Annotated in this window: 22 protein-coding genes; 16 read left to right on the top strand and 6 right to left on the bottom strand. The window is 56.8% G+C overall.

Annotation, left to right across the window (positions count from 1 at the left end):
- Positions 1-5: 5 nt before the first annotated feature.
- From BW956_RS11150 to BW956_RS11115, 8 genes are read left to right on the top strand one after another with little or no spacing between them, the layout of a single operon-like run.
- Positions 6-527 (top strand): TRAP transporter small permease, encoded by a 522-nt coding sequence (locus BW956_RS11150; protein WP_076462813.1) that lies wholly within the window; start codon positions 6-8, stop codon positions 525-527.
- Complete coding sequence (locus BW956_RS11145) at positions 527-1,843, top strand: TRAP transporter large permease (protein ID WP_076462812.1); 1,317 nt, start codon at positions 527-529, stop codon at positions 1,841-1,843. The genes BW956_RS11150 and BW956_RS11145 overlap by 1 nt, the downstream gene beginning before the upstream one ends.
- A gap of 59 nt (positions 1,844-1,902) precedes the next feature.
- On the top strand, positions 1,903-2,826 hold the full coding sequence (locus BW956_RS11140; protein WP_010323273.1) for a catechol 2,3-dioxygenase: 924 nt from the start codon (positions 1,903-1,905) through the stop codon (positions 2,824-2,826).
- 14 nt (positions 2,827-2,840) lie between these two features.
- Complete coding sequence (locus BW956_RS11135; protein WP_076462811.1) at positions 2,841-3,761, top strand: flavin reductase; 921 nt, start codon at positions 2,841-2,843, stop codon at positions 3,759-3,761.
- A gap of 24 nt (positions 3,762-3,785) precedes the next feature.
- Positions 3,786-4,814, top strand: coding sequence for a TRAP transporter substrate-binding protein (locus BW956_RS11130; protein ID WP_076462810.1), 1,029 nt, complete (start codon positions 3,786-3,788; stop codon positions 4,812-4,814).
- 50 nt (positions 4,815-4,864) lie between these two features.
- On the top strand, positions 4,865-5,374 hold the full coding sequence (locus BW956_RS11125) for a TRAP transporter small permease subunit (protein ID WP_010323276.1): 510 nt from the start codon (positions 4,865-4,867) through the stop codon (positions 5,372-5,374).
- Between the two features lie 10 nt (positions 5,375-5,384).
- On the top strand, positions 5,385-6,719 hold the full coding sequence (locus BW956_RS11120; RefSeq protein ID WP_076462809.1) for a TRAP transporter large permease: 1,335 nt from the start codon (positions 5,385-5,387) through the stop codon (positions 6,717-6,719).
- A gap of 50 nt (positions 6,720-6,769) precedes the next feature.
- Positions 6,770-8,068 carry an amidase gene (locus tag BW956_RS11115; RefSeq protein WP_076462808.1) on the top strand — a complete coding sequence of 433 codons (1,299 nt, stop codon included), beginning with the start codon at positions 6,770-6,772 and terminating at the stop codon, positions 8,066-8,068.
- A gap of 72 nt (positions 8,069-8,140) precedes the next feature.
- On the opposite strand, the gene BW956_RS11110 is transcribed toward BW956_RS11115, so the two are convergent.
- The gene (locus tag BW956_RS11110) at positions 8,141-9,193 is read right to left on the bottom strand and encodes an alkene reductase (protein WP_076462807.1); all 1,053 of its coding nucleotides are present in this window, start codon (positions 9,191-9,193) and stop codon (positions 8,141-8,143) included.
- A 177-nt stretch (positions 9,194-9,370) separates the two neighbouring features.
- Between BW956_RS11110 and BW956_RS11105 the strand changes: the two genes are divergently transcribed.
- The 8 genes from BW956_RS11105 (at position 9,371) to BW956_RS22765 (ending at position 18,735) form a co-directional block, all read left to right on the top strand.
- Positions 9,371-10,729: an MATE family efflux transporter gene (locus BW956_RS11105; protein WP_076462806.1), complete on the top strand. Its 1,359-nt coding sequence runs from the start codon at positions 9,371-9,373 to the stop codon at positions 10,727-10,729.
- Positions 10,730-10,903: 174 nt separating this feature from the next.
- A complete protein-coding gene (gene phbB / locus BW956_RS11100; protein WP_076462805.1) occupies positions 10,904-11,653 on the top strand; it encodes an acetoacetyl-CoA reductase in 750 nt (249 codons plus the stop codon).
- A gap of 382 nt (positions 11,654-12,035) precedes the next feature.
- Entirely contained in the window at positions 12,036-13,640 is a 1,605-nt protein-coding gene (locus tag BW956_RS11095; protein WP_244894358.1) for a methyl-accepting chemotaxis protein, read from the top strand.
- Between the two features lie 216 nt (positions 13,641-13,856).
- A complete protein-coding gene (locus BW956_RS11090; protein WP_076462803.1) occupies positions 13,857-15,539 on the top strand; it encodes a methyl-accepting chemotaxis protein in 1,683 nt (560 codons plus the stop codon).
- A 75-nt stretch (positions 15,540-15,614) separates the two neighbouring features.
- Positions 15,615-16,301, top strand: coding sequence for a DUF6134 family protein (locus tag BW956_RS11085; protein WP_076462802.1), 687 nt, complete (start codon positions 15,615-15,617; stop codon positions 16,299-16,301).
- Positions 16,298-17,077: an SDR family NAD(P)-dependent oxidoreductase gene (locus tag BW956_RS11080; protein ID WP_076462801.1), complete on the top strand. Its 780-nt coding sequence runs from the start codon at positions 16,298-16,300 to the stop codon at positions 17,075-17,077. Before BW956_RS11085 ends, BW956_RS11080 begins: the two co-directional genes overlap by 4 nt.
- The gene (locus tag BW956_RS11075; protein ID WP_076462800.1) at positions 17,074-17,505 is read left to right on the top strand and encodes a nuclear transport factor 2 family protein; all 432 of its coding nucleotides are present in this window, start codon (positions 17,074-17,076) and stop codon (positions 17,503-17,505) included. Before BW956_RS11080 ends, BW956_RS11075 begins: the two co-directional genes overlap by 4 nt.
- A gap of 138 nt (positions 17,506-17,643) precedes the next feature.
- Positions 17,644-18,735, top strand: coding sequence for a methyl-accepting chemotaxis protein (locus tag BW956_RS22765; protein ID WP_076462799.1), 1,092 nt, complete (start codon positions 17,644-17,646; stop codon positions 18,733-18,735).
- Positions 18,736-18,761: 26 nt separating this feature from the next.
- On the opposite strand, the gene BW956_RS11065 is transcribed toward BW956_RS22765, so the two are convergent.
- From BW956_RS11065 to BW956_RS11045, 5 genes are read right to left on the bottom strand one after another with little or no spacing between them, the layout of a single operon-like run.
- Complete coding sequence (locus BW956_RS11065) at positions 18,762-19,277, bottom strand: DUF3833 domain-containing protein (protein WP_076462919.1); 516 nt, start codon at positions 19,275-19,277, stop codon at positions 18,762-18,764.
- Between the two features lie 34 nt (positions 19,278-19,311).
- On the bottom strand, positions 19,312-20,625 hold the full coding sequence (locus BW956_RS11060) for an MFS transporter (RefSeq protein ID WP_076462798.1): 1,314 nt from the start codon (positions 20,623-20,625) through the stop codon (positions 19,312-19,314).
- Positions 20,622-21,872, bottom strand: a complete 1,251-nt coding sequence (locus BW956_RS11055) for an SAM-dependent methyltransferase (RefSeq protein WP_076462797.1) — start codon at positions 21,870-21,872, stop codon at positions 20,622-20,624. The genes BW956_RS11060 and BW956_RS11055 overlap by 4 nt, the downstream gene beginning before the upstream one ends.
- Entirely contained in the window at positions 21,859-22,656 is a 798-nt protein-coding gene (locus BW956_RS11050) for a DUF1365 domain-containing protein (protein WP_076462796.1), read from the bottom strand. Before BW956_RS11050 ends, BW956_RS11055 begins: the two co-directional genes overlap by 14 nt.
- On the bottom strand, positions 22,653-24,026 hold the full coding sequence (locus BW956_RS11045; protein ID WP_076462795.1) for an NAD(P)/FAD-dependent oxidoreductase: 1,374 nt from the start codon (positions 24,024-24,026) through the stop codon (positions 22,653-22,655). The genes BW956_RS11050 and BW956_RS11045 overlap by 4 nt, the downstream gene beginning before the upstream one ends.
- Positions 24,027-24,117 lie beyond the last annotated feature (91 nt).

Below are 24,117 nucleotides of genomic sequence, written 5' to 3'. Positions count from 1 at the left end.
GAACAATGAACTCAACTCGCACAGAGAAACAGGGTTGGCTGGGACGCGGTGAGTCACTGCTGAAAACGGTACTCAGCGCGTCGGCAGCACTGGTCATGTTCCTGATGATGGCGTTGACGCTGGTCGACGTGATGGGGCGTTACCTGTTCTCGGCGCCGGTAACCGGTGCCTTTGAAGTGACGGAGTTGATGCTGGCAGCGGTGATCTTTCTGGGATTGCCGCTGATCACCGCCGAGGGTGGCCACATTGCCGTGGATATCCTCGACCCGGCGCTGGGGCGTCGGGCACGTGCGGTGCAGTACTGGGTGATTGGCTTCATCAACGTACTGGCGTTCGGCATCTTCGCCTGGGTGCTTTGGGAGCATGCCTTCAAGGTACTGCGCTACCAGGATACGACGGCGGTGCTGCAGATCCCCTATGCCTGGCTCGCCTTTTTGATGGCGCTCACCGTATCGGTGTCCGCCTTGATTCTGTTTATCAAGCTGTTGTGTGAGCGTAACGGCAAGACCTCGGAAGGAGTGCAGTAATGGAGGCAAGTCTGATCGGCTTCGCAGCACTGATGCTGTTGATTCTGGCCCGTGTGCCACTGGGTGTTGCCATGGGGATTGTGGGCGTGGTCGGCTTCGCGCTGGTGCAGCAGGTAACCTACGGTAACCCGCGTGGCTGGGATACGGCGCTGAACATGATCGCATCGACCGCGTTTGATACCGGCCTGGCTTACGGCCTGTCGGTAGTACCCCTGTTCCTGTTGATGGGCAACCTGATCACCGAGTCGGGCATGTCCAAGGAGCTCTACCGTGCTGCCAATGCCTTTCTGGGGCACTTCAAGGGCGGCCTGGCGCTGGCGACAGTGGTGTCCTGCGGTGCTTTCTCTGCCGTGTGCGGCAGCTCCATGGCCACGGCAGCCACCATGTCCCGTGTCGCCATGCCCTCCATGCGTGAGTACAAGTACTCCGATAGTCTGGCCACCGGCGCCATTGCTGCCGGCGGTACCCTGGGCATTCTGATTCCCCCCAGCGTGATTCTGGTGATCTATGGTCTGATGACCGAAAGCGATATCGGCAAGTTGTTCATTGCCGGTCTGCTGCCGGGGCTGATCGGTGTGATTCTGTACATGCTGGCGGTGGTCTTCGCCGTGCGCCTGAAGCCGGAGATCGGCCCGGCGGGCAAGCGTTCCACCTGGAAAGAGCGCCTGCTGTCGATGAAAGGGGTCTGGGGTATCAACCTGATCTTCATCATTGTCATGGGCGGTATCTATGCCGGTATCTTTACCCCGACCGAAGCCGCCGGCATCGGTGCCTCGGGTGCCTTCCTGATCGCCCTGTTCAGCGGCAAGTTGAGCGTGAAGATGTTCAAGCGCTCGCTGACCGGTGCAGCACGCACCACGGCCATGCTGTTTTTCCTGGTGATCGGTGCGGTGATCTTCTCCAACTTCATCAACCTGACCGGCATGCCCATGCTGCTGAAAGACTGGGTGCTTGAATCCGGTTTCAGTCCGCTCATGGTGATCCTGATTCTGGTGGCGGTTTACCTGCTGCTGGGCTGTGTGCTGGAAAGCATGTCGATGATTCTGCTCACGGTACCGGTGTTCTACCCAATGGTGGAAGCCATGGGCTTTGACCTGATCTGGTTCGGTATTCTGGTAGTGGTGGTCACCGAGATCAGCCTGATTACACCGCCGGTGGGCATGAATGTGTTTGTCCTGCGCGGTGTGATCCCCGATGTGAAACTGTCCACTATTTTCCGCGGCGTCACGCCGTTCTGGCTGGCGGATATCGTGCGTCTGGTACTGATCATCACCATTCCGTCCCTGTCACTGATGCTGCCTAACGCCGTGGGCTAGGGCAGCAGCGGCGAATACAACGTGCAAACAACCTATAAGAATAATGATGAGGTAACCCAATGAAAAAAGGTGTAATGCGTCCCGGACATGTTCAGATTCGCGTGCTGGATCTGGAGGAAGCCATTAACCATTACGTGGAGCTGATGGGCCTGATTGAAACCGACCGTGATGATCAGGGTCGCGTCTACCTCAAGGCCTGGACCGAAGTGGACAAGTTCTCGGTGGTGCTGCGTGAAGCGGATCAGCCGGGCATGGATTTCATGAGCTTCAAATGCCTCAGTGAAGAGGTGCTGGACCTGCTGCAGCATGAACTGGTGGATTATGGTGTCGAAGTGGAAGAGGTAGCAGCCGGCGAACTGAAAGGCTGTGGCCGTCGCATCCGTTTCCAGGCCCCCACCGGCCACAACTTCGAGCTGTTTGCCACCAAGGAACAGACCGGCCGTTACGGTGTGGGTAACCACAACCCGGAAGCCTGGCCGCGTGACCTCAAGGGCATGAAAGCCCAGCGCTTCGACCACTGTCTGCTGTACGGCCCCAACCTGGATCAGACCTACGCGCTGTTCCGCGATGTACTGGGCTTTGATCTGTGCGAACAGGTGATGACGCCGGACGGCAAGCGCGTGGCCCAGTTCCTCACCACCAGCATGAAGGCCCACGATATCGCTTTCATCGATCACCCCGAGCCGGGCAAATTCCACCACGCCTCTTTCTTCCTGGAAACCTGGGAAGACGTGCTGCGTGCCGGTGACCTTATCTCCATGACCGATACCTCCATCGATATCGGCCCCACTCGTCACGGTATCACCCACGGCCAGACGATCTACTTTTTTGACCCGTCCGGTAACCGCAATGAAGTGTTCTGCGGCGGTGATTACTTCTACCCGGACCATGAGCCCATCACCTGGGATGCGGACAAGCTGGGCAAGGCGATCTTCTACCACGACCGCCAGCTCAACGAGCGTTTCCTGACTGCCCTGACCTGATGCCGGAGGTACCCATGTCATTTGATCCCAAAGATTTCCGCCGTGCCTTGGGCAAGTTCCCCACCGGCGTAACTGTTATCACCACCCGCGATGCCGACGGCAACCCCATCGGCATGACGGCCAGCAGCTTCAACACCTTGTCGATTGACCCGGCGCTGGTGCTCTGGAGCATCGACAAGGGCGCTTACAGCCTGGACGCCTTCACCAAGGGCAAGGGCTTTGCCATCAACGTGCTGCGCAACGACCAGGTGGAGCTGTCCAACAACTTCGCTCGCCGTGGTGAGGACAAATTTGCCGGTGTGGACACCCGAGACTGCACCAATGGCGCGCCTTTGTTGCCGGATACTGCAGCCTGGTTTGCCTGCAACACCTGGGAAGTCTACGAGGGCGGCGACCACTTCATCATCGTGGGGCAGGTGACGGAGTACCACTACGAAGACAACGTGGGCTCGCTGGTTTTCCACAACGGCCGCTATGCCGTGCCGGAATCCCACCCGGCCACTCAGGCCCCGGCCGAGTCACTGCAGGCCCGTGGCCTGCTCGGTGACTACCTGCTCTACCAGCTGCGTCAGACCCTGAACGCCTACGCAGCCGATTTCTACCCGCAGCTGAGTCACTTCGGCGTGACTGCCGAGGAGTGGCGGGTACTGACGCTGCTGGCCGATGGTGAGGCGATGACGCCCGAGCAGATCAGTCCCTTCGTTTCCCAGCCGTTGAAAGAGTTGGCTGACACCAGTGAGTGGCTGCAGGAAAAAGGCCTGCTGCAGGTGAATGACCAAGGATTCCGTTTGACCGACAAGGGCCAGCAGCTGGCCGCACAACTGCTGGACAAGGCGGTTGAGCATGAGCAGAAAACGGTGGCCTGCCTCAGCAGTGAACAGCAGCAGGCGTTGAAAGAAGGCCTTAAACTGCTGCAGCAGAGCTTTGCCGGTTAAAAAACAGGGAAGGGGAGAACGATCATGAAGATGCGAGTACTGAGTGTGGCGGTAACCACCGCGATCTGGGCTGCCGGTGTTCAGGCAGCGAAAGTATCCATGGATGTACAGAGTGCCTGGCCGCTGACACTGCCGGCCAGTGGCCAGAATGCGGCGCATTTTGCTGAACGCATTAACGAGACCGGCGCCGGCAGTCTCAAGGTGAAACTCTACTCGGCGGGCAAGCTGGTGCCGCCCCTGCAAATCTTCGATGCCGTACAGCAGGGCAGCCTGGATGCGGGGTATACCTCACCGCTGTATGTGGCGGGTCGTTTCCCGGCAGTACAGCTGTTTGGTGGCGTCCCCTTTGGTCCGGATGCGATGGACTATCTGGGCTGGCTTTATAACGGTGGTGGCCTGGAAATCTGGCGTGAAATTTACGCTAAACAGGGCGTCGTTCCCGTGCCTTGTGGGTTAATGGATTCAGAAGCGGGTGGCTGGTACACCTTTGAAATCAATACGCCTGCAGACCTTAAAGGCAAGAAAATCCGTTTTGCCGGTCTGGCCGGTGAAGTCATGAAGAAGGCCGGTGCCTCAGTTGTGTTACTCAGTGGTGGAGATATCTACCCCAATCTGGAGCGTGGCGTGATTGATGGCACCGAGTTCTCCATGCCGGCGATTGATGCAGCCATGGGGTTCGAGAAGGCTGCCAAATACTACTACCTGCCGGGGTGGCATCAGCCTGCGGCAATCAACGAGCTGATCATCAATAAACGCAAATGGGATGCCATGGATGATGCCCAGCGCGGATTGATTGAAGATACCTGCCGTGAAACTCATATCTGGTCAATCACATCCACCACGGTGCCGAACGCCGAGGCGATCGCCAAGTTCAAGGCAGCGGGAACCGAAATTCGCAGTTTCCCCGATGAGGTCATGAAGGTGTTCCGCAAGGCGACCGACGAGGTGATGGCGGAGCAGGCGGAGGAAGATGCCGATTTCAAACGAGTCTGGGATTCGCTGCAGGCTTACCGTGACAAGACAGCCCTCTGGAGCACTCATAAAGCGGATTAAAACACAGCGGGGCAGGTGAGCCTGTCCCGCTGGTCAGGTGGAGGTTCGCCATGTCCATGCATCTTGTTGCCGCGCAGATTGAGCGCCTGTCCATTCTGGTGGGGAAAACCGGGTCGCTCATACTGCCGCTGCTGGTGCTGACCATTCTGGTCAATGTCATTCTACGCTATGTATTTGATATTGGTCTTATTGAGCTGGAGGAGCTGCAATGGCACCTCAATGCGACAGTGGTGATGTGCTGCCTCGCATATGCTCTGCAGACCGATGAGCATGTCCGTGTGGACCTGTTGTACAACCGCATGCGACCAGCTGGAAAGGACTGGGTCAATCTGCTGGGCATTCTGTGCCTGTTCTTGCCGTTTACCGGGCTGGTGACCTGGCATGCCTGGAAGCTTGCGGCCTACTCATGGGAGCTGAAGGAAGGTTCACCCATGCCTTCCGGGCTACCGGGGCGTTATGTCATCAAAGGCATTATGGCAGCGGGGATGACGTTGCTGATGTTGCAGGGTGTGGCCCTGCTGCTCAACTGCCTGTCGCGCCGTTTCGGCCGCCCTCAATAGGATCACCGTCATGGATGCACTTTTTGTTTTTCTGTTGTTCGGCGCTTTCATGTTGGTCCTGTTTTCAGGTTTTCCGGTTGCCTTTGTGCTCGGTGGTGTCGGTGTGCTTTTTGCCGCACTGGGAACGCTGATTGAGCCCCTGGAAATAGCTGAAGTCGGGGACCTGCGCATGATTGGATTTGTTTCCAACCGTATCTTCAACACCCTGTCGAGTTATTCACTGATTCCCATGTCCATGTTTATCTTCATGGGCTACATGCTGGATCGCTCTGGTATCGCTGAGCGATTGATCCTGGCCATGCGCCGGGTGTTGGGGCCAGCTCCTGGCGGGCTGGCGATTGCCGTGGTGCTGATCGGGGTGGTGCTCGCGGCCTCCACCGGCATTATCGGGGCGTCGGTTGTTCTACTGGCGACCATTGCGTTGCCGACCATGGTGCAGTCCGGTTACGCGCGCTGGCTCAGTGCCGGAACAGTCGGTGCGACTGGCTGCCTGGGCATTCTCGTGCCTCCCTCCATCATGCTGGTCGTGATGGGGGATCAGCTACGTATTCCCGTTGGTGACCTGTTCATGGGCGCCATTTTGCCCGGATTGCTTTTGGCCTGCTGCTTTGTGGCCTTTCTACTGGGCTATGCGTTGTTGCGCCCAAGTGAAATGCCAGCTCTGGATAGAACCGAACAGTCTGGAAATATCTGGGCACAGCTGCGTGATATGGCAGGTGCTTTGCTGGCGCCCTTGCTACTGGTTGTTGCGGTATTGGGTTCTATTCTGGCGGGGGTTGCTTCCCCGACTGAAGCATCCGGTATAGGGGCAGCGGGGGCGACCCTGTTGGCCTGGGTTTCCAGGCGCCTGAGTTGGGCGGACCTGAGACAGGTCTGCTATCACACAGGACGCACGGTGGCCTTTTTGTATGCGCTGATTTTTGGTGCAGCCTGCTTCTCTGTCGTTCTGCGGGGATACGGTGGTGATGAAGTCATTGAAAACGCGCTTTATGCATTGCCGTTCAGTCCTGAAGGTGTGCTGGCACTGGTCATTCTGGTGGTGTTTTTACTGGGCTTTTTCCTGGACTGGATGGAAATTGTACTCATCGTTGCACCTCTGGTGATGCCGATTCTAACCGGATTCGGTTTTGAGCCTGTGTGGGTTGCGATCCTGATGGCGCTTTGTCTGCAAACCTCCTTCCTGACGCCTCCCGTGGGGATGGCGCTGTTTTATCTGCGTAATGCCACGCAAGAAATCAGCATGGCCGAAATCTACAAGGGCGCTATGCCTTTTGTCGCTTTGCAGCTGCTGACGCTCGTACTGGTCGCGCTGTTTCCATCATTGGCGCTTTGGATGCTGGATTAACGCAGAGCGGGTTAACGAATTGAATACTTTGCTTGAGAGACACACTACATATGACACAGCTTAATCCGTTGAATACGCTGGGCCTCAAACAGGCTCTGCAAGCAATTGAAAACCATGAGTGTACAGCGCCGGAGATCATTGCTGCCTGTTATGACCGGATCGAAGCCCGTGAGCCTGAGGTTGGTGCCTGGCAGTACAACCTGACACGGGAGCAGTATCTGCAGCTCTATTGCAGCAACCAGGCGTTTTATGAACAGAGCCCGCTCAAGGGGCTGCCGGTGGGGATCAAGGACATCATTGATACCGCGGATATGCCCACGGAAATGGGCTCGCCGATCCATGAGGGGCGTCAGCCGGTGGATGATGCCAGCTGTGTGGCGCTGATCCGTCAGGCCGGCGGCATTGTATTGGGCAAAACCGTCACCACCGAGTTTGCCTATTTCAAGCCGGGCAAGACAGCCAACCCCCGTGATCTGTCCCGGACGCCGGGCGGTTCGTCCAGTGGCTCTGCTGCGGCAGTGGCGGATGCCATGGTGCCGGTATCCCTGGGCTCGCAGACGGCAGCCTCGGTGATACGGCCGGCTGCCTATTGTGGCGCCGTGGGCTATGTCGGCACCCGTGGCACCTTCTCTCTGCGAGGGGTACAGCCGCTGGCGCAGTCACTGGATTCGCTGGGGTTGATGGCGCGCAGGGTGGAAGATGTGGCGCTGATGCGTGCTTTGCTGCTGCGTGACAGTAATCCACTGGAAGCGGCACAGATGACACGGCCCAAGCGGGTTTTGCTGGCGTTGGGTGAACGGATTGGCGAGACGGATTCCGCCATGCAGGAAGCGCTCGCAGGCCTTGTGCAACGCATGCAAGAGCAAGGTGTTGAAGTCGTTGAGCTGGGTCAGGGCGTTCGTCTGGACGAAATGGTGGCTCATCATCAGTCGATCATGTCCTATGAAGTGGCGCGTAACCTGGCTATCGAATCAGCTAATCCTGAGCTACTGAGCGAACCGCTGAGTGAACTGATTGAAAACGGGCTGAACCTGAGTCGTGAGGCCTACCTGCGCTCGCTGGCAATTGCCGATGCGACAGCCGAGTCTCTGTGGCAGCCTCACCAGGATGCGGATGTGATTCTGGCTCCTGCCGCACCGGGAGTTGCACCCGAGGGCCATGGCAAGACAGGAGCGCCGCATATGAGTCGACCCTGGCAGGCGATGGGCTTGCCGGTGGTGAATGTGCCGGGGCTGGAGGACGAGCAGGGCTTGCCGCTGGGCGTTCAGTTGATCGGCCGGCGTCAGAGCGACGACACCCTGTTGGGCTATGCCGGCTGGCTGGAAAAGTTAATGGGTTCTGCGGCCTGAGGGCGACTGTTACTAATTGACTGCAGAATGTCAGGCCCCCGTCTTCATGACTGAAGGCGGGGGCTTTTCAGGTTAATCCATGGTCGGATAGTCGGTGTAGCCTTCCGGTGAGGAGGCATAGAAGGTGCTTGGGTCCTGTTCGTTCCAGTCCGCACCTTTCTCAATGCGCAATGCCAAGTCCGGGTTGGCGATGTAGGGTTTGCCAAAGGCTACGGCGTCGGCCTTGCCTTCTTCCACATAGGCCTGTGAAGACTCGGCCGTGAAAGCCTCGTTGGCGATATAGGCGCCACCAAATTTCTCTTTCAGCATCGGGCTGATGCTGTCGTCGGCAACATGCTCGCGGGTGCAGATGAAGGCCAGTCCGCGTTTGCCCAGCTCTTCGGCAACGTAACCATAGGTTTCCTGACGGTTGCTGCAGCTGACGGAGTGGGCATCGGCACGGGGCGACAGGTGCATACCTACGCGATCAGCCCCCCAGACAGAGACCACAGCATCGGTCACATCCAGCATCAGGCGGGCACGGTTTTCCAGTGAGCCGCCGTACTGGTCTGTACGTGTATTAGTGCCATCCAGCAAGAACTGCTCCAGCAGGTAGCCGTTGGCACCGTGGATTTCGACACCATCAAAGCCTGCGGCCTTGGCATTCTCGGCACCTTGGCGGTAGGCCTCGACAATGGCGGGAATCTCGTCGGTTTCCAATGCACGCGGGGTGACATAGGGTGTTTTCGGACGGATCAGGCTGACATGGCCATCCGGCTTGATAGCGCTGGGTGCGACCGGTGTTTCGCCATCCAGGTAGCTGGGATGGGAGATACGGCCCACATGCCAGAGCTGCAGCACGATCAGACCCCCTTCTGCATGGACCGCATCGGTCACCTTCTTCCAGCCTTCAACTTGAGCGTCTGACCAGATTCCTGGTGTATCCGGATAACCCACCGCCATGGGCATGATGGATGTGGCTTCGGAGATGATCAGGCCGGCGTTGGCGCGCTGGCGATAGTACTCCACCATCAGGTCCCCCGGCACTCGGTCGGCCTCGGCACGGCAGCGGGTCAGCGGGGCCATAACGATACGGTTACGCAGTTGCAGGGCACCGGCCTGCAGGGAATCGAACAGGGTTGGCATCGGACGCTCCATAGTAATTGTAATGTGTATTACACATCATGTGGGTGCCGGTGCGGTATTTCAAGTCGCAACTTTGCGTTCGACAGGAATACAGCGTCCGGCCCGTTTCGGTTGGTACTTTTCTGTTACACTCTTGTGCCTTTCTGTCAGTCTATATAATCGCCTTTTAGGAGCTTCATGTCCCGTCGGCCTGACCTGCTTAATTCCCCCATCCGCCCGACTCTGGTGCGTATGACAATCCCGATGATGTTGGGAATTGTCAGCCTGATGCTGTTCAACCTGGCGGATATCTGGTTTGTGGCACAGCTGGGCACTGAGCCCATGGCGGCGCTGGCGTTTACCTTTCCGGTGTCTTTCTCGGTGGTGAGCCTGGCGATCGGACTGGGGATTGGTACTTCGGCCACGCTGGCGCGCCTGATCGGCAGTGGCAGTACCGAAGGGGCGGCACGACTGGCAACGGATAACCTGCTGTTGACGGTGCTATTGATGGCAGTGGTCGGGGTTGCCGGGCAGTTCCTGACAGATCCGGTGTTTCGCTTAATGGGCGCGGCCCCCGAGTTAATGCCCCTGATAGATGCTTATATGCAGATCTGGTTCGCCGGGTCCGTCTTTCTGGTGCTGAATATGGTGTGTAACAGCACCTTCCGGGCATCAGGGGATACGCGCCTGTCGGCGACCATTATGCTGATCTCTTCTCTACTCAATATCCTGCTGGACCCCCTGCTGATTTTCGGTTGGGGGCCGGTGCCGGCTCTGGGTATTCAGGGCGCGGCGATTGCCAGTGTGATCGCCTGGGCGACCACCACCTTGATCGCTTTGCATCTGCTGTACCACCGCAAGGGCATGTTGATGCTGCAGCGGCCTCAATTGGGGCGATTGCTGGATAACTGGCGCAAGGTTCTGTCGATCAGTCTGCCGGCGGCTCTCTCCAATATGATGACGCCGCTGGCGAACGGCATTTTGACGGCGATGGTCGCGGTACACGGCGCTGAAGCGGTGGCCGCGTTTGGCGCCGGTGCGCGGATAGAATCACTGTCGCTGCTGGTGTGTCTGGCACTGTCCATGACACTGCCACCCTTTATCAGTCAGAACCTCGGAGCGCAAAAGCTGGCGCGGGTGGGGGCTGCCTATCGTGGTGCGGTGCGTTTTGCACTGGTGTGGCAGCTGGTTATTTTTGCACTGCTGGTGGCGATCTCGGGGCCGGTATCACGCCTTTTCAGTGATGATGAAAACGTGGCGCACTGGTTGCAGCTGTGGCTGGTCATCGTGCCTGCGGGCTTTGGTTTTCAGGCCACAACCTTCCTAAGTGCGTCTTCCTTCAATGCCCTGCATCAGCCCATGCGGGCGATGCGTATCAGCCTGTTCCGGCTGTTCATTCTCTATGTCCCCCTGGCTTGGCTGGGCAACTATTTGTACGACCTTAAAGGCATGTTTATCGCGCTCGTGATCGCCAACGCACTGACCGCACTGATGGCAAGCGTCTGGATTCGTGGGTATCTAAATAAGCTGTCGCAGAAAAAAGTCAAAATATCCTGATAAAGGGTATGGCTATCTCAGGTATATCTAAGTAATACTACTGAAATCCTTAATGGGCTATGCTCGAAGAAGTTACATTGGTAACGACATCATAATAAGCACTTTGTACATCGCTAGACGGCTGCACTCATCTGAGTGGGGCTGACAATTAGAACGTGTAAAGGGATGCAAGATATGAGCAAACGAGTCGCATTGGTGACCGGTGGTACCGGTGGCCTGGGTGAAGCTATCTGTCGCAAACTGGTTGATGCCGGTTTTCATGTAGTTGCCGGCTATAACAGCGGTGGCAATCATGACAAGGCCAAGGCCTGGCAGGAAAAACAGCGTGAAGCAGGGTACGAAATTGACGTAGCCTATGGTGATGTAACCAACGCTGAATCCTGTGAAGCCTGCATCGCCACCGTCAAGGAGCTGACGGGCCAGAATATTGATGTACTGGTAAATAACGCGGGTATTACCCGTGACGGTCAGTTCAAGAAGATGAGTTGGGAGCAGTGGGACGAAGTCCTCACCGCTAACCTGGATTCCATGTTCCACATGACCCGTATGGTCATCAATCCGATGATCGAAGGCGGTTTCGGTCGCATCATTAACATCTCCTCTGTTAATGCTCAGAAAGGCCAGTTCGGCCAGACCAACTATTCGGCTGCCAAAGCCGGTATCCATGGTTTCACCAAAGCACTGGCGCAGGAAGTCGCAGCCAAGGGTGTTACCGTTAATACCGTATCACCGGGCTATGTTCTGACCCCGATGGTTGCCAAGATCGATGACTCGGTTCTGGAGAAAATCGCCAAGTCGATTCCGGTTGGACGTTTGGGCGAGCCGGATGAAATCGGCCGTATCGTAACCTTCCTGGCGGAAGAAGAATCCTCCTATATCACCGGCGCCGACTTCTCCATCAACGGCGGCCTGCACATGTTCTAACCATCCCCCCGTCGCTGAGTGTGCTCCCGCCTGGATATTGTGGGAGCTCGCTCCGCGAGCGAATCTACGACACTGCAGCTGTCCGTCTTTTAATTACTGTCTCTTTCACTCGCTCCCCCCCAGCCTCACTGATTTTCCCTCACTCAAAGGGCGATGCCGTACCCGGTTTTCACGGTAATGAGAGCGGTTCTTGCCAACTGCGCCCAATCGATTGAAACAAGTGTATTAAAGCGGCTGCTAATATTAAAAACCCCACAAGTGTTGGCTATAATCGAAACACTCTCCTTACTGTAAGAAAGGTACTCAGATGTCCGGACTTAGACTAACCCCCAAGCTGCTGCTGTTGTCACTTGTGCCTCTGCTCATAGTGGTGACGGCAGTCATGCTGATAGTTCGTTCCGAGATGCTGGCAATGGGGGACGAGGAAGTCCAAAAAATCCGTCAGGACATGATGGCCGCCAAACAGCTCGAGCTGAAAAACTACGTGGAGCAATCCATCACCGCCCTGACACCGGCACTGAAGGCGCCGGGTCTATCCGAGGATGAACGCAAGGCACGTGCTGCCGCGATTTTGAATGCGATGAAATTTGGCCCTGATGGCTACATCTTTGCGTACAACCCTCAGGGCATAAATATGGCCCATGGTGCCAACCCTAAACTTAATGGCACTGACATGAGTGGTGTGACCGACCCCAACGGCGTGCGTGTGGTAACAGCACTGGTGAGTGCTGCCAGAAGCGGTGATGGCTATGTCGAATATGTTTGGGCCAAGCCTGGTGGTGGTGAAGCACCCAAGCTGAGCTACGCCATGATGTTGCCTGAGTTCGACTGGATGGTGGGTACCGGTTTTTATATCGATGATATCGATGCCAAGGTGGCGGAGAAGGAAGTCGAACTAAGGGCCAGCATGAACAGCACACTGGTGCTGATTGCGATTTCTTCCCTGGGCTTGATTGTGGTTGTTGCACTGGTATGTGTCTGGCTCTCGCAGCGTATTGTGCGCCCACTCAAACAGACCGCTGACGCACTCAAGGATATCTCCGAGGGTGATGGTGACCTGACCCAGCGCCTGCCGGTGGAAACACGCGATGAAGTGGGTGATGTGGCAGCCAACTTCAACCAGTTTGTGGAAAAGATCCAGCAGCTGATCGTGGAAGTTCAGCGGGGTATTCAGTCGCTGGGGCAATCGACGGAGTCCATGCGCAGTGTTGTGACCCGTGCCCATCAGGATGCCCATACCCAGAAAGGTGAAACATCCCAGGCTGCGGCCGCAATTCATGAAATGGCGGCTGCAGTACAGCAGGTGGCCGGCAGCGCGGCCCAGGCGGCTGAAGCGGCCCGTGAAGCCGATAGTGAATCCGTAAACGGTCAGGGTGTAGTTGAACAGACCATCGATTCCATCAACCGCCTGGTGGATGACGTCAACCGTTCTGCCGAAGTGGTTGGTTCCCTGGATACCGATGTGGACCAGATCGGCACGGTGGTGAATGTGATTCGTGAGATTGCCGAGCAGACAAACCTGCTGGCACTCAATGCGGCGATCGAAGCGGCTCGTGCCGGTGAACAGGGCCGCGGTTTCTCGGTGGTGGCCGATGAGGTGCGTACGCTGGCCAACCGTACTCAGCAGAGCACGGATGAAATTCAGCGCATGATTGAAGGGCTTCAGTCGGGTGCCCAGAAGGCGGTTCGTGAGATGGAGAGCTCACAAAGCCAGAGCCGTGAGACCATTGAACGTGCCGATGATGCACGTGGGTCTTTGCAGCAGATTACGCACTCGGTCAGTACCATCACCGAAATGAATACCCAGATCGCCAGTGCTGCTGAGGAGCAGACAGCCGTGGCGGATGAGATCAGCAAGAGCGTTCAGCAAATTGCCGATATTGCGGACCAGGCTACGCAGAATGCGGAAGAGCTGGCGGGCACAGCGACCAGCATGAGCGAACTGGAACAACATTTGAACCAGTTGGTGTCACGCTTCAAAACCTGATCGTTTCAGACTGGATATGGACCCTCCGACCTCTTTGCCATGCGTGGCAGAGGGGCAGGAGGGTTTTTTATGCGTATGGCTAGCCGGTAGTTAAAAACAGTACTAAGAGCGGCTTGTATTACTTAATCTATTAATCGTTAGCGTGTTAAGCATGTTGCTTTTTAGATACAATGTGTTGATCCAAGTCAAAAAACAGTTTCAAGGTAAAAGGCTCCCATGTTCGGATTTAAACTCAGAACCAAGCTGCTGTTGCTGTCGTTGGTTCCTTTGGTGTTGGTGGTGGCAACCATCATGCTGGTCGTGCGCAGCGAAATGCAGGCGATGGGCGATGTCGAGATCGATCGCATTCGTACCGATATGATGCAGGCCAAGCGCGATGAGTTGAGAAACTACGTGCAGCAGGCAATGAGTGCGGTGAAACCTTTGCAGCAGGGCTCCGGCGATCTGGCTGCACGCCAGGCCCAGGCCGTGACGCTGTTGAATGCCATGGAATATGGCTCTGATGGCTATTTCTTTGGTTACAACGCTGAAGGCGTCACCATTGTGCATGGCGCCAGCGCTGCGCAAATCGGCAAAACCACGCTGGATGTTAAAGATGCCAATGGTTTTGCGTTTATCCGTGAAATGATCAAAGCGGCCCGTGATGGCAGCGGCTATGTGGAATATGCCTGGGCCAAGCCGGGTGCCCGCGAGGCATCACCCAAATTGAGCTATACCGCCACCATGCCGGGTAGCTGGAACTGGATCATCGGTACCGGCTTCTACATTGATGATATTGAAGCAGCAGTGGCCGAGGCCGAAGTCGAAATCGGCGAAGCCATCAACGCCACCCTGAGTCTGATAGGCCTGTCGGCTCTGGTGCTGTTAGGGGGTGTGGCGGCCTTGAGTTCCTGGCTGGCGCAGCGCATGGTACGCCCGCTGCAGCAAACCGCCGCTGCGCTGAAGGATATTTCCCAGGGTGAGGGTAATCTGACCCACCGCCTGCCGGTTGAAACCCGAGATGAAGTGGGCGATGTGGCCAGCGGCTTCAACGAGTTTGTGGAGAAAATCCAGCAACTGGTGCAGGAAGTGAAGCAGGGAATCGAGTCCCTGGGGCAGTCCACCGAGTCCATGCGCTCGGTCGTCATGCTGACGCACCAGGATGCCCACGTACAGAAAGAGGAAACCTCCCAGGCGGCAGCCGCCGTGCATGAAATGGCGGCAGCCGTACAGCAGGTGGCCGGTAGCGCAGCCCAGGCGGCAGAAGCGGCACGGGAGGCGGACAATGAGTCGCTCAACGGCCAGGGGGTCGTGGAGCAGACCATCGATTCCATCAACCGTCTGGCTGAAAACGTGAACCGTTCTGCCGGTGTGATCGGATCACTGGATGCCGATGTGAATCAGATTGGTTCTGTGGCAAATGTGATTCGTGATATTGCCGAGCAAACCAACCTGCTGGCGCTGAATGCGGCGATCGAGGCGGCTCGTGCCGGTGAGCAGGGGCGCGGTTTCTCTGTTGTGGCGGATGAGGTGCGCACGCTGGCAACGCGTACCCAGCAAAGCACGGATGAAATTCAGCGCATGATTGAAGGGCTGCAGTCAGGTGCACAACAGGCCGTGCGGGAGATGGAAACGTCTCAGACACAGAGCAGCGAAACCATCGACCGTGCCGACGACGCGCGCGGCTCTCTGCAGCAGATCACCCACTCGGTGAGCACCATAACCGAGATGAACACGCAGATCGCCAGTGCAGCCGAGGAGCAGACCGCGGTGGCAGACGAGATCAGCAAGAGCGTGCAGCAGATCGCTGATATTGCCGACAAGGCCACCCGCAATGCTGAAGAGCTCTCCGGTACTGCCAGCAACATGACTGAGCTGGAGCGCCATCTGAGCAATCTGGTGTCACGTTTCAAAACCTGATCAAAAGTTAGGGTAACTGAAACCCTCCTGAACCAGTGCGCCCTTGGTTGCGTAGTGGATCTGGAGGGTTTTTTTATGCGTAATCTGTTTTTGGCCGTGATGTTGTCGGTCCTGGCGCTGCCGGTAAATGCCATAGAGCCGCTCAGCCTCTACGGTCAGGAGGCTGTGTACACTGTTGAGCGCAAGGGCAAGCCGATTGGCACCTACCAGATACGTTTTGCGCCCTGGCAGCAGGAAGGCCTGCAGGTCGATGTTGAAATGCAGCTGGGCTTCAGATATCTGGCCTTGTTCGAGTACGAGTTTAACTACCGGGCCCGGGAGTACTGGCAAGGTAACAAGCGACTTGAGCGTATGCAGGTGCAGATCGATGATGATGGTGAGCAAACAGAGTATCGGTTTTCACGCAAGGAAGATGGCCTCTACCGCGACAACGCGGAACAGGGCGACGAATATTTGGGTGATCAGCTCCTGACTTCCAATCACTGGCATCCGAAAGTGGTGCAACAAGATGCGTTAATCAATACGCTGACCGGTTCGGTGAGCAATCTGGATGTGACCCTGGAAGCCGATGAATCAGTCACAATTGGTTCACACCGCGTGCAGGCCAGCCGCTACCGTTTGGGAGGTGAGCTGGGCGATACACTGAGCTGGTATGATCAGCGAGGGCGCTGGCTGGGCATGGAGTTCAGTGCCCGTGATGGCAGCCGGGTGCGTATCTGGATGGAGCCTGAGTTGTACGCGCATGCTGGAGAGGACTTATGAGCCGCGAAACCTTACCCTGGCGCCTGGCCTGGATAACCGGTGCGGGTACCGGCATTGGCCGTTCAACGGCGTTGCTGTTGTCATCCTTTGGATGTGACGTTGTCATCAGCGGGCGCCGGCAAAAGCTGCTTGATGAGGTTGCCGAGCAGGCGCGTGCACGGGGCCATGATGGACGCATCTGGCCGCTGGCCATGGATGTGACAGAGCCTGGAGCTTATCAGCGTGCACTTGACGAGATACAGCAAGAGTGGACACTGCCCGATCTGGTGATTCTCAATGCCGGTAACCATATTCCCATGTCATTGGATGAATTGAATCTGGACAACTGCCGTGCTCTGATGGAGATTAATTATTTTGCCGTGATGGCGGGCCTGGAAACGATATTGCCGCGCATGCGTGAGCGAGGTTCAGGCCAGATTGCCTGTACCGCCTCGCTGGCAGGCTATCGCGGCCTGCCAACAGCAGCGGCCTACGGTGGCAGCAAGGCCGCGCTGATTAACGCTTGTGAAGCCCTGCAGGTAGAACTGGCCGGGTCGGGCGTCCGCTTACAAGTGATCAACCCCGGCTTTGTCAAAACGCCGCTGACCGACAGGAACCCTTTTGCAATGCCTCAGTTAATAGAGCCGGACGAGGCCGCCCATGCACTGATCAAAGGGCTCAAGTCCAGTCGCTTTGAGATCCGTTTTCCACGGTTGTTTGCCGCTTTCATGTCCTTGCTGGCGCATCTGCCAGACAGGCTGTATTTCCGTTTGGTGAAACGGGGGACAGGCTTTTGAGTCAGGCCTTGCTTGAAACCTATGCCCATACCTTTGCCGAGCTGACGCCAGAGACAGTTGATCAGCTCTGCACCTTGGTCAGTGAGCAGGTGCACTTTCGTGATCCCTTCAATGATATTCATGGCCCCGATGCCTTGAGGCACCTGCTTCAGGACATGTTTGCCCGTGCCGGGCGCCCGCGCTTTGAAGTAAAGGATATTGTCTGGCATGAGCACAGCGGTACGGGGTGGCTGGGCTGGTACTTCAGCACAGACCTGCCCGTTATTGGCCTTTTACAGGTAGAAGGTTGTTCCCGTATTGCTTTCGATAATGAAGGGCATGTGAAGGAGCATCTGGACTATTGGGACAGTGCCCCCATTTACCTGCAGCTGCCTTTTATCGGGCGCTTGCTCCGGCGTATTCGTAACCGTATTTCCAGTCAGTCCTGACTCGCCCAGATCGAAGTCACACTTTTGGTCAATTTCTGCTACCACTTGGTGACAGTCTTTCAGGCGGCATAGTATTCTGTACCAAACAGGTGTTTATCTCGGTGAATATCTTCACCGCGGCCGGAAGTGGAATTCAGGATGTTTTTCAGCAAGCAAGCCAATCAGGAAGTGGAACAGCTGCGCCAGCAACTGGCCGCCGTACACGAAGACTATCAGCAGCAGATTTCAGGCTTGAAAGAGCTGGTGGCAGAAAAAGATGCCCAGCTGCAGTCGTTACAGTACAAGGGTGACAATGAGGCGCGGGTACTGGCCTATCAGCTCAGTGGCAATGATATGCTCAACTCGATTCGTGAAGGTCTGGCCGGCAATGCCGAACAGCTGATAGACGAGCGCAAGTCGTTATCACAACTGGATTCGGTGTTTGATGATACACGTGCAGCCGTATCCCGTTTGAGTCATCGCGCCGAACAGATCAACCACCATGCCCAGTCCAGTATGGAGGCCACGGAGGTTCTGGATCAGACGGCGGCATCGATCAGTCATCTGGTGGTGGGTATCAAGGAGATCTCGGACCAGACCAACCTGCTGGCATTAAATGCGGCGATTGAAGCGGCACGTGCAGGTGAAGCCGGACGTGGTTTTGCTGTTGTGGCCGATGAAGTTCGCAACCTGGCCAGCAAGGCCCACGAAGCCAGTGATGAAATTGAAGCTCTCATCACCAAGGTGCTGGAGCAGACCGGCGCGATCAAGGGCATTGTGAATGCCAACCATGAAAGTGCGGTGGAGGTGTCGGCGTCGTCCACGCAGATCGACTCCGTAGTGGGGGATGTCATTGAGCGTTCCAACCACATGCAGCGTGTAATCAACATGGCGACGACGTCATCCTTTCTGGATACGGTGAAGCTTGACCACGCCGTGTGGAAGAACCGCGTCTATAGCCTGATTGAACAGAATGATTTTGCCCAGGGCGCAAACGGCCACACCGAATGTCGTTTGGGTAGCTGGTACTACCAGGGCTATGGTGCTGAAAAATACAGTCACTTGAGCAGCTTCAGGGCGCTTGAAGCACCACACCGCCAGGTGCATGATGCCGGTAAAGCGGCGCTGGCGGCAGGGCAATCGGGCGACTATGCCCAGATGTTGAAACATCTGGGCCACATGGAAAGTGCCAGTATGGATGTAGTGAGAGGCCTTGATCGTCTGCTGGCTGAGGTGACCAGCAGTCTGTAAGCCGGTTGTGTTGTTTAAGCAGCCTCTCAGAGGGTGAAGGGCGGTTGTTTGAACGGCTCTTCACCAATGAAGAACAGGGTGACAGTCCCCAGTGTGAAGCCCCATTTGCTGACCTTGGCTCGGTTGACCATCACGTCGCCGGGCTGCAGGTACATCCAGTCGTTGAAGCTGACTTTCCAGCTGCCATCCCCCACCTTGAGCTCCATCTGGTAACGCCAGTTCAAGCTGTTGCCTGAGCTGACACCCTCGGCCTGACCGATAATATCACCGGCTTCACCGATGTAGCGGCCATTGCCGTCGGGGGTAATGGTCCAGACGCGGCGATTTTCCTCGCCATCGGCGTACAGAAACTTCTCATCCAGTACCAGCTTTTGACCGTCCCAGTTTCCATCTATCTCGACACGAAATTGGCGTCTCAGGGTACCGAAGCGGTCTTCGAAAATACCCCAGGCGTACACCTTGCCATCGAAATACTCCTCAATTTTCAGTGAGGGACCAAGCTGGGTGGTGGGGGTATTGTTCATGGGTGAGCACCCTGTCATCAGTGAAAAGAGAGTTAGGGTAAAAAGCAGGCGTTTAATCCACATGGGGAACTCCGTCAATCTGTTGCAGGCGCCTGTGCAGCATGGCAGAGCGAGCCTGACGCAAGGGGTAGTTACGCAGGCGCACTACCGCTATGGCCTTGAATACGCACGGGAGGCCTGCGTAGATCAGCGCCAGAGACTGCGCCGACTGATCGTCTGTCAGCAGCCATTGCGTCAGTTGCAGCAAGCCAAAGCCCAGCAGAGCGGCCAGTGCCAGCGCCAGTTTGTTGGCCGCATTCCAGCAGGCAAACAGGAGCCCGCGTTGCTGGCGCCGGAAGCGGAAGCGGTCCCAGTCACAGACCTCGGCCTGCATGGCATGTGGCAGCGCCAGATCTGCGCCCAGCATCAGCCCGGTCAAAATACAGATCGGGATAAACAGCAGCAGGTCGCCAGCACCGAGCAGGGTGGCAGGCAGAAAGGCCAGAATGGAAAGGGTCATGGCCGTACGCCATAGATCCACTTTGTCGAAGTGGCGGCTTAATGCCAGCCAGGCCGGCAAAGACAGTACTGCCGCGCCAAAGTAGATCAGAATCAAGAGGCCTCTATCCGACTCGGTGCCAGCCAGTGTGGTGGTGATGAAAAGTGGAAACAGCACGGCCGGGATGCCGTTGCCGATGCCGTTGAAGAACCAGCTGCCCAGTAATATCCGTGCAGGGCGGTTGCGCATCAGGCTGGAAAGACGAATGGCCACAGGCTGAGCGTCATCAACCGCGGGCAAGGGTGTTGAGCGCAGTAACCAGGCCAGTGCCAGGCCTCCAAGGACCAGCGTTAGCAGGGCCATGACCAGCAATACGTTGCCGGTCTCAAGGCCAGTCATCAGTCCAAGCGCAGGCATCACAGCTGATATCAGCAGGCCGGCCAGGGTGAGCCCTTCTCGCCAGCTGGCGGCTCTTGCGCGCTGGTGAGAGTCGCCACTGAGTGCGGCCAGCCAGCTCAGATAAGGCACCTGAACCAGTGTCCAGCCCAAATAGAGGACAACAGAGCCCAGTAGCAGACTGATTGCTGCCAGGCCCTGCAACGGCAATACCAGTAGCCAGAGGCCGGGGATGCACAGGATGCCGCCCAACAGAATAAAGCGGCGGTATCGGCATGGAGACCCTCTATCCAGCCAATGACCAATAAACGGGTCACTGACCAGGTCACTCAGGCGGGCCAGCATCAACAGCACTGCCACCAGCCCAAGTGATAGGCCCCACTGCTCCACATACCAGGTGGGGAGCAGTATATAGAGACCTACGGTAGGAATCGCCAGCGGCAGCGCCGGCAGGGCATAGCTGAGTAGTTGTTGCCGTGTCAGGGCGCTCATCGGGTCAGCTGGTACAGACCTACATCGATACTGCCCTGACGGAAACCGCCTTCGCAATAGGCCAGATAGTAAAGCCACATGCGTCGGAAGCGCTCATCAAAGCCCTGTGCCTGAATGCGGGGCCACTGTTCGATAAAGCTGTGTCGCCACTCGCGCAGGGTATCGGCGTAATCGAGACCAAAGGTCTGTTCATGCTCCAGCTCAAGGCCGGCGTTGCTTACTTGCTCACGCAGGCGTTCGGGGCTTGGCAGCATACCGCCCGGAAAGATGTAGGTCTGGATAAAGTCGGCACTGTTGCGGTAGCTCTCGAAGCGTGCCTCCTCGATACTGATCACCTGGAGCACAGCCTTGCCGCCGGGCTTCAGGCAGTGTTTCACTTGCTCGAAGTAGACCGGCCAATGCTCTTCACCGACCGCTTCAAACATCTCGATGGAGACGATGTGATCGTACTCTTCGCTCAGGTCTCGGTAATCGGTGAGTGTGAAACGGCACTGCTCGTTCAGCCCGGCGCGATGTATGCGTTCGCGGGCGAACTGCAGCTGCTCAGTCGACAGGGTGACACCGTGTACATGGGCACCGAATTCACTGGCGGCAACCAGTGCAAAGCCGCCCCAGCCACAGCCGATCTCCAGAACCTGTTGGCCGGGTTGTAGCTGCAGCATTTCGCAGATGCGTCGATATTTGTTGAGCTGAGCCCGGTGTAAGGCCTGAACGCCCTGGCGTGGAGAGTCGTCCGGGTAGAGGGCAGCCGAATAGGTCATACTGGAGTCGAGCCAGAGCGAGTAGAAGTCATTGCCCAGGTCGTAGTGATAGGCAATATTGCGCCTGGAGCCCTGTCGGGTGTTGGCGCGGCGCAGGTGACGCAGCCGGTTGAGTGCACGCAGCCACCAGTGACCCTTACTCAAGTTGCTGAGTTGCTCTTCATTGCCAAGGCCCCAGCGCATCAGAGATACCAGGTCAGGGCAGTCCCAGTCACCATCCATGTAACTTTCAGACCAGCCGATGGCCCCACCGCGCAATACACGCCGCAGGGCGCGATAACGATTGATGCGAATCTCGACGCGAGGCTCTCCCTCACGTTGTTGGCCAAACTGTAACTGCTGACCTGATGGCAACTGCAGATTCAACTGGCCGTAATTCAGTTTGGGCAGGTGCTTGAGCAGGGTGTCCAGACACCAGCGGTTGAGCCAGCCAGCGTTGGGTAACAGGTCGGCCTGATTCAGACTGCGGTACTCAGATGGTTTCATGGGACTCTTCCCTCTGGTTGGTGACCAAGGTGATACTGCTGGCAGGTGGTGCAGGGCGTGGCTGCAGGGGGATCTTCTTGCGCCAGATGTGCAATGCTTCCCAGTGGATGCCGGCAATCACTTTCAGTGTCATCAATGGATAACGGGCAAAGGTTTCCAGCAGGCTGCTGTCGCTCAGTGGGCGCTGCTTGCCGGTGAAGCTGGCGTGCAGGAGTGCGCCTTCTTTATCGGTTTCGCGGATGCAGACAGCAACCTGTTTACCGGGCTGCTGCATGCGGAAGTGGTAACGCGCTTCCATGCCGATGAAAGGTGAAACATAGAAGGCCTTGGGGCAGCTTTGACGAATGATGCTGTCATCAGGCTGGTTAACCGGGATGAGGTAACGGTGCTTCTGGTTGAAGGTATTACTGACCTCATAAAGGATAGCACCGAGCTGACCCTGTTCGTCATAGCAATAAAAGACACTCAGGGGGTTAAACACATACCCCAGCAGGCGTGGGTAACACAGCAGTTTTACTTTACCCTGCCCCAGATTCATCCCCTGGCTACGCAGTGCGTCTCGAACCTGATTCACCAGCGGGCGCGAGCTGCCATCACCGTGATCACGTTCATGGAAGGAAAACAGATTGAAGCGGTTCAAAGAGAACAGCTTGAGCCGCTTATTGAGGGTGTCCAGCTCCTCCAGATCGAGCAGCATGGAAAACACCTGGTAAATAAAGCGGTGTCGCGCCGGCTTAAAGCGGTGGTGCATTACCTGGCCGGCATAGAGACATGAGCTGATCATGCCACGGCCTCCGGTATCCAGAGGTCGCGCGGCTTGCCGGGCATGCTGACATGGATGCGATTGTTGGGGTTCTCCAGCGTCCAGGGGCGCAGCTTACCGCCAAGTTGCTCGGCAACGGCCAGTCCGGATTGCAGGCCGTCTTCGTGGAAGCCATAGCCGAAATAGGCGCCGCAGAACCAGGTGTTCTGGCGGCCCTGCAGTGACCAGAGCTGTTCCTGTGCGGCAATGGAATCCAGATTGAATACCGGGTGGTCATACAGGAAGCTGCGCAGAATCTTGCCTTCACGGGGCTCCGTGGTCGGGTTCAATGTCACGAACAGCGGATGCTGTTCCGGCAGGTCCTGTAAGCGGTTCATCCAGTAGGTGACGGAAATATCTTCAGGTGAGCCCGAGGCCTGACGGCTGTCCGTCAGGTAATTCCAGCTGGCCCAGGCTGCACGGCGTGCCGGCATCAGGCGCTCATCCGTGTGAAGCAGGGCACGGTTGCGCTGATAAGGGAAACAGCTAAGCAGTCGCTGTTCTTCAGCGGTGGGGCTGCTCAACAACTCCAGCGCCTGGTCGGCATGGCATGCCAGTACCACATGGTCGAAGGTTTCGCTGGCGCCATGCAGGAATTCAACCACCGGCTTGCCGTTTACCCGGTGAATCTTGTGAATACGGCTGTTCAGGCGTACACCTGCTCCCAACTCCTTACAGATCGTCTGAACGTATTCACGGCTACCACCGGTCACGGTGCGCCACTGAGGACGATCCTTGAGTTGAACCAGGCCATGGTTCTGGCAAAAGCGCAGGAAGGTCAGCGCCGGGTAATCAAGCATCTGGTCGGCAGGCGTTGACCAGATAGCGGCACCCATGGGAATCAGGTGCTGATGAATGAAGGCTTTGCCGTAGCCACCCTTTTCCAGTAACTGCCCCAGAGTCATGGACTGCGTGGCCGGGTCCTGCATCATATCAGGCGCTTCGCGATAAAAGCGCAACAGGTCAGCCAGCATTTTCCAGTAACCTGGACGGAGCAGGTTGCGCTTCTGGGCAAACAGCCCCTGCAGGCCACAACCGCTGTATTCCAGCTGACCCTGATTAATTGAGACGCCGAAGGACATATCAGTGTCATGACTGCTGATACCCAGCTCGTCAAAGAATTTGACCAGGTTAGGATAGTTCACCGGGTTATAGACTATAAAGCCGGTATCAACTGCGATGGGGCCGTCGGTGCCGGGTACGTCTACCGTATTGGCATGACCTCCAGGGCGATCATCTTTTTCAAACAGGGTGACATTGTGCTGTTTGTTGAGCAGCCAGGCCGCCGACAATCCGGCAATGCCTGAGCCGATCACGGCAATCTTCAGTGGTTTGAGGGCGTGTACATTCATGCTGGGTCGCTCGTCATGTCCTTTTGCGAGCCTTACGCAGGGAAAGGCGAATACAGATCATCGACAGAGTGTATCCAATACGGTCAGGATA

The organism is Marinobacterium stanieri, from assembly GCF_900155945.1.
Lineage (GTDB): Bacteria > Pseudomonadota > Gammaproteobacteria > Pseudomonadales > Balneatricaceae > Marinobacterium > Marinobacterium stanieri.
Note: the sequence above shows the minus strand (reverse complement) of the source record. Positions and strands in the feature narration are given on the sequence as shown.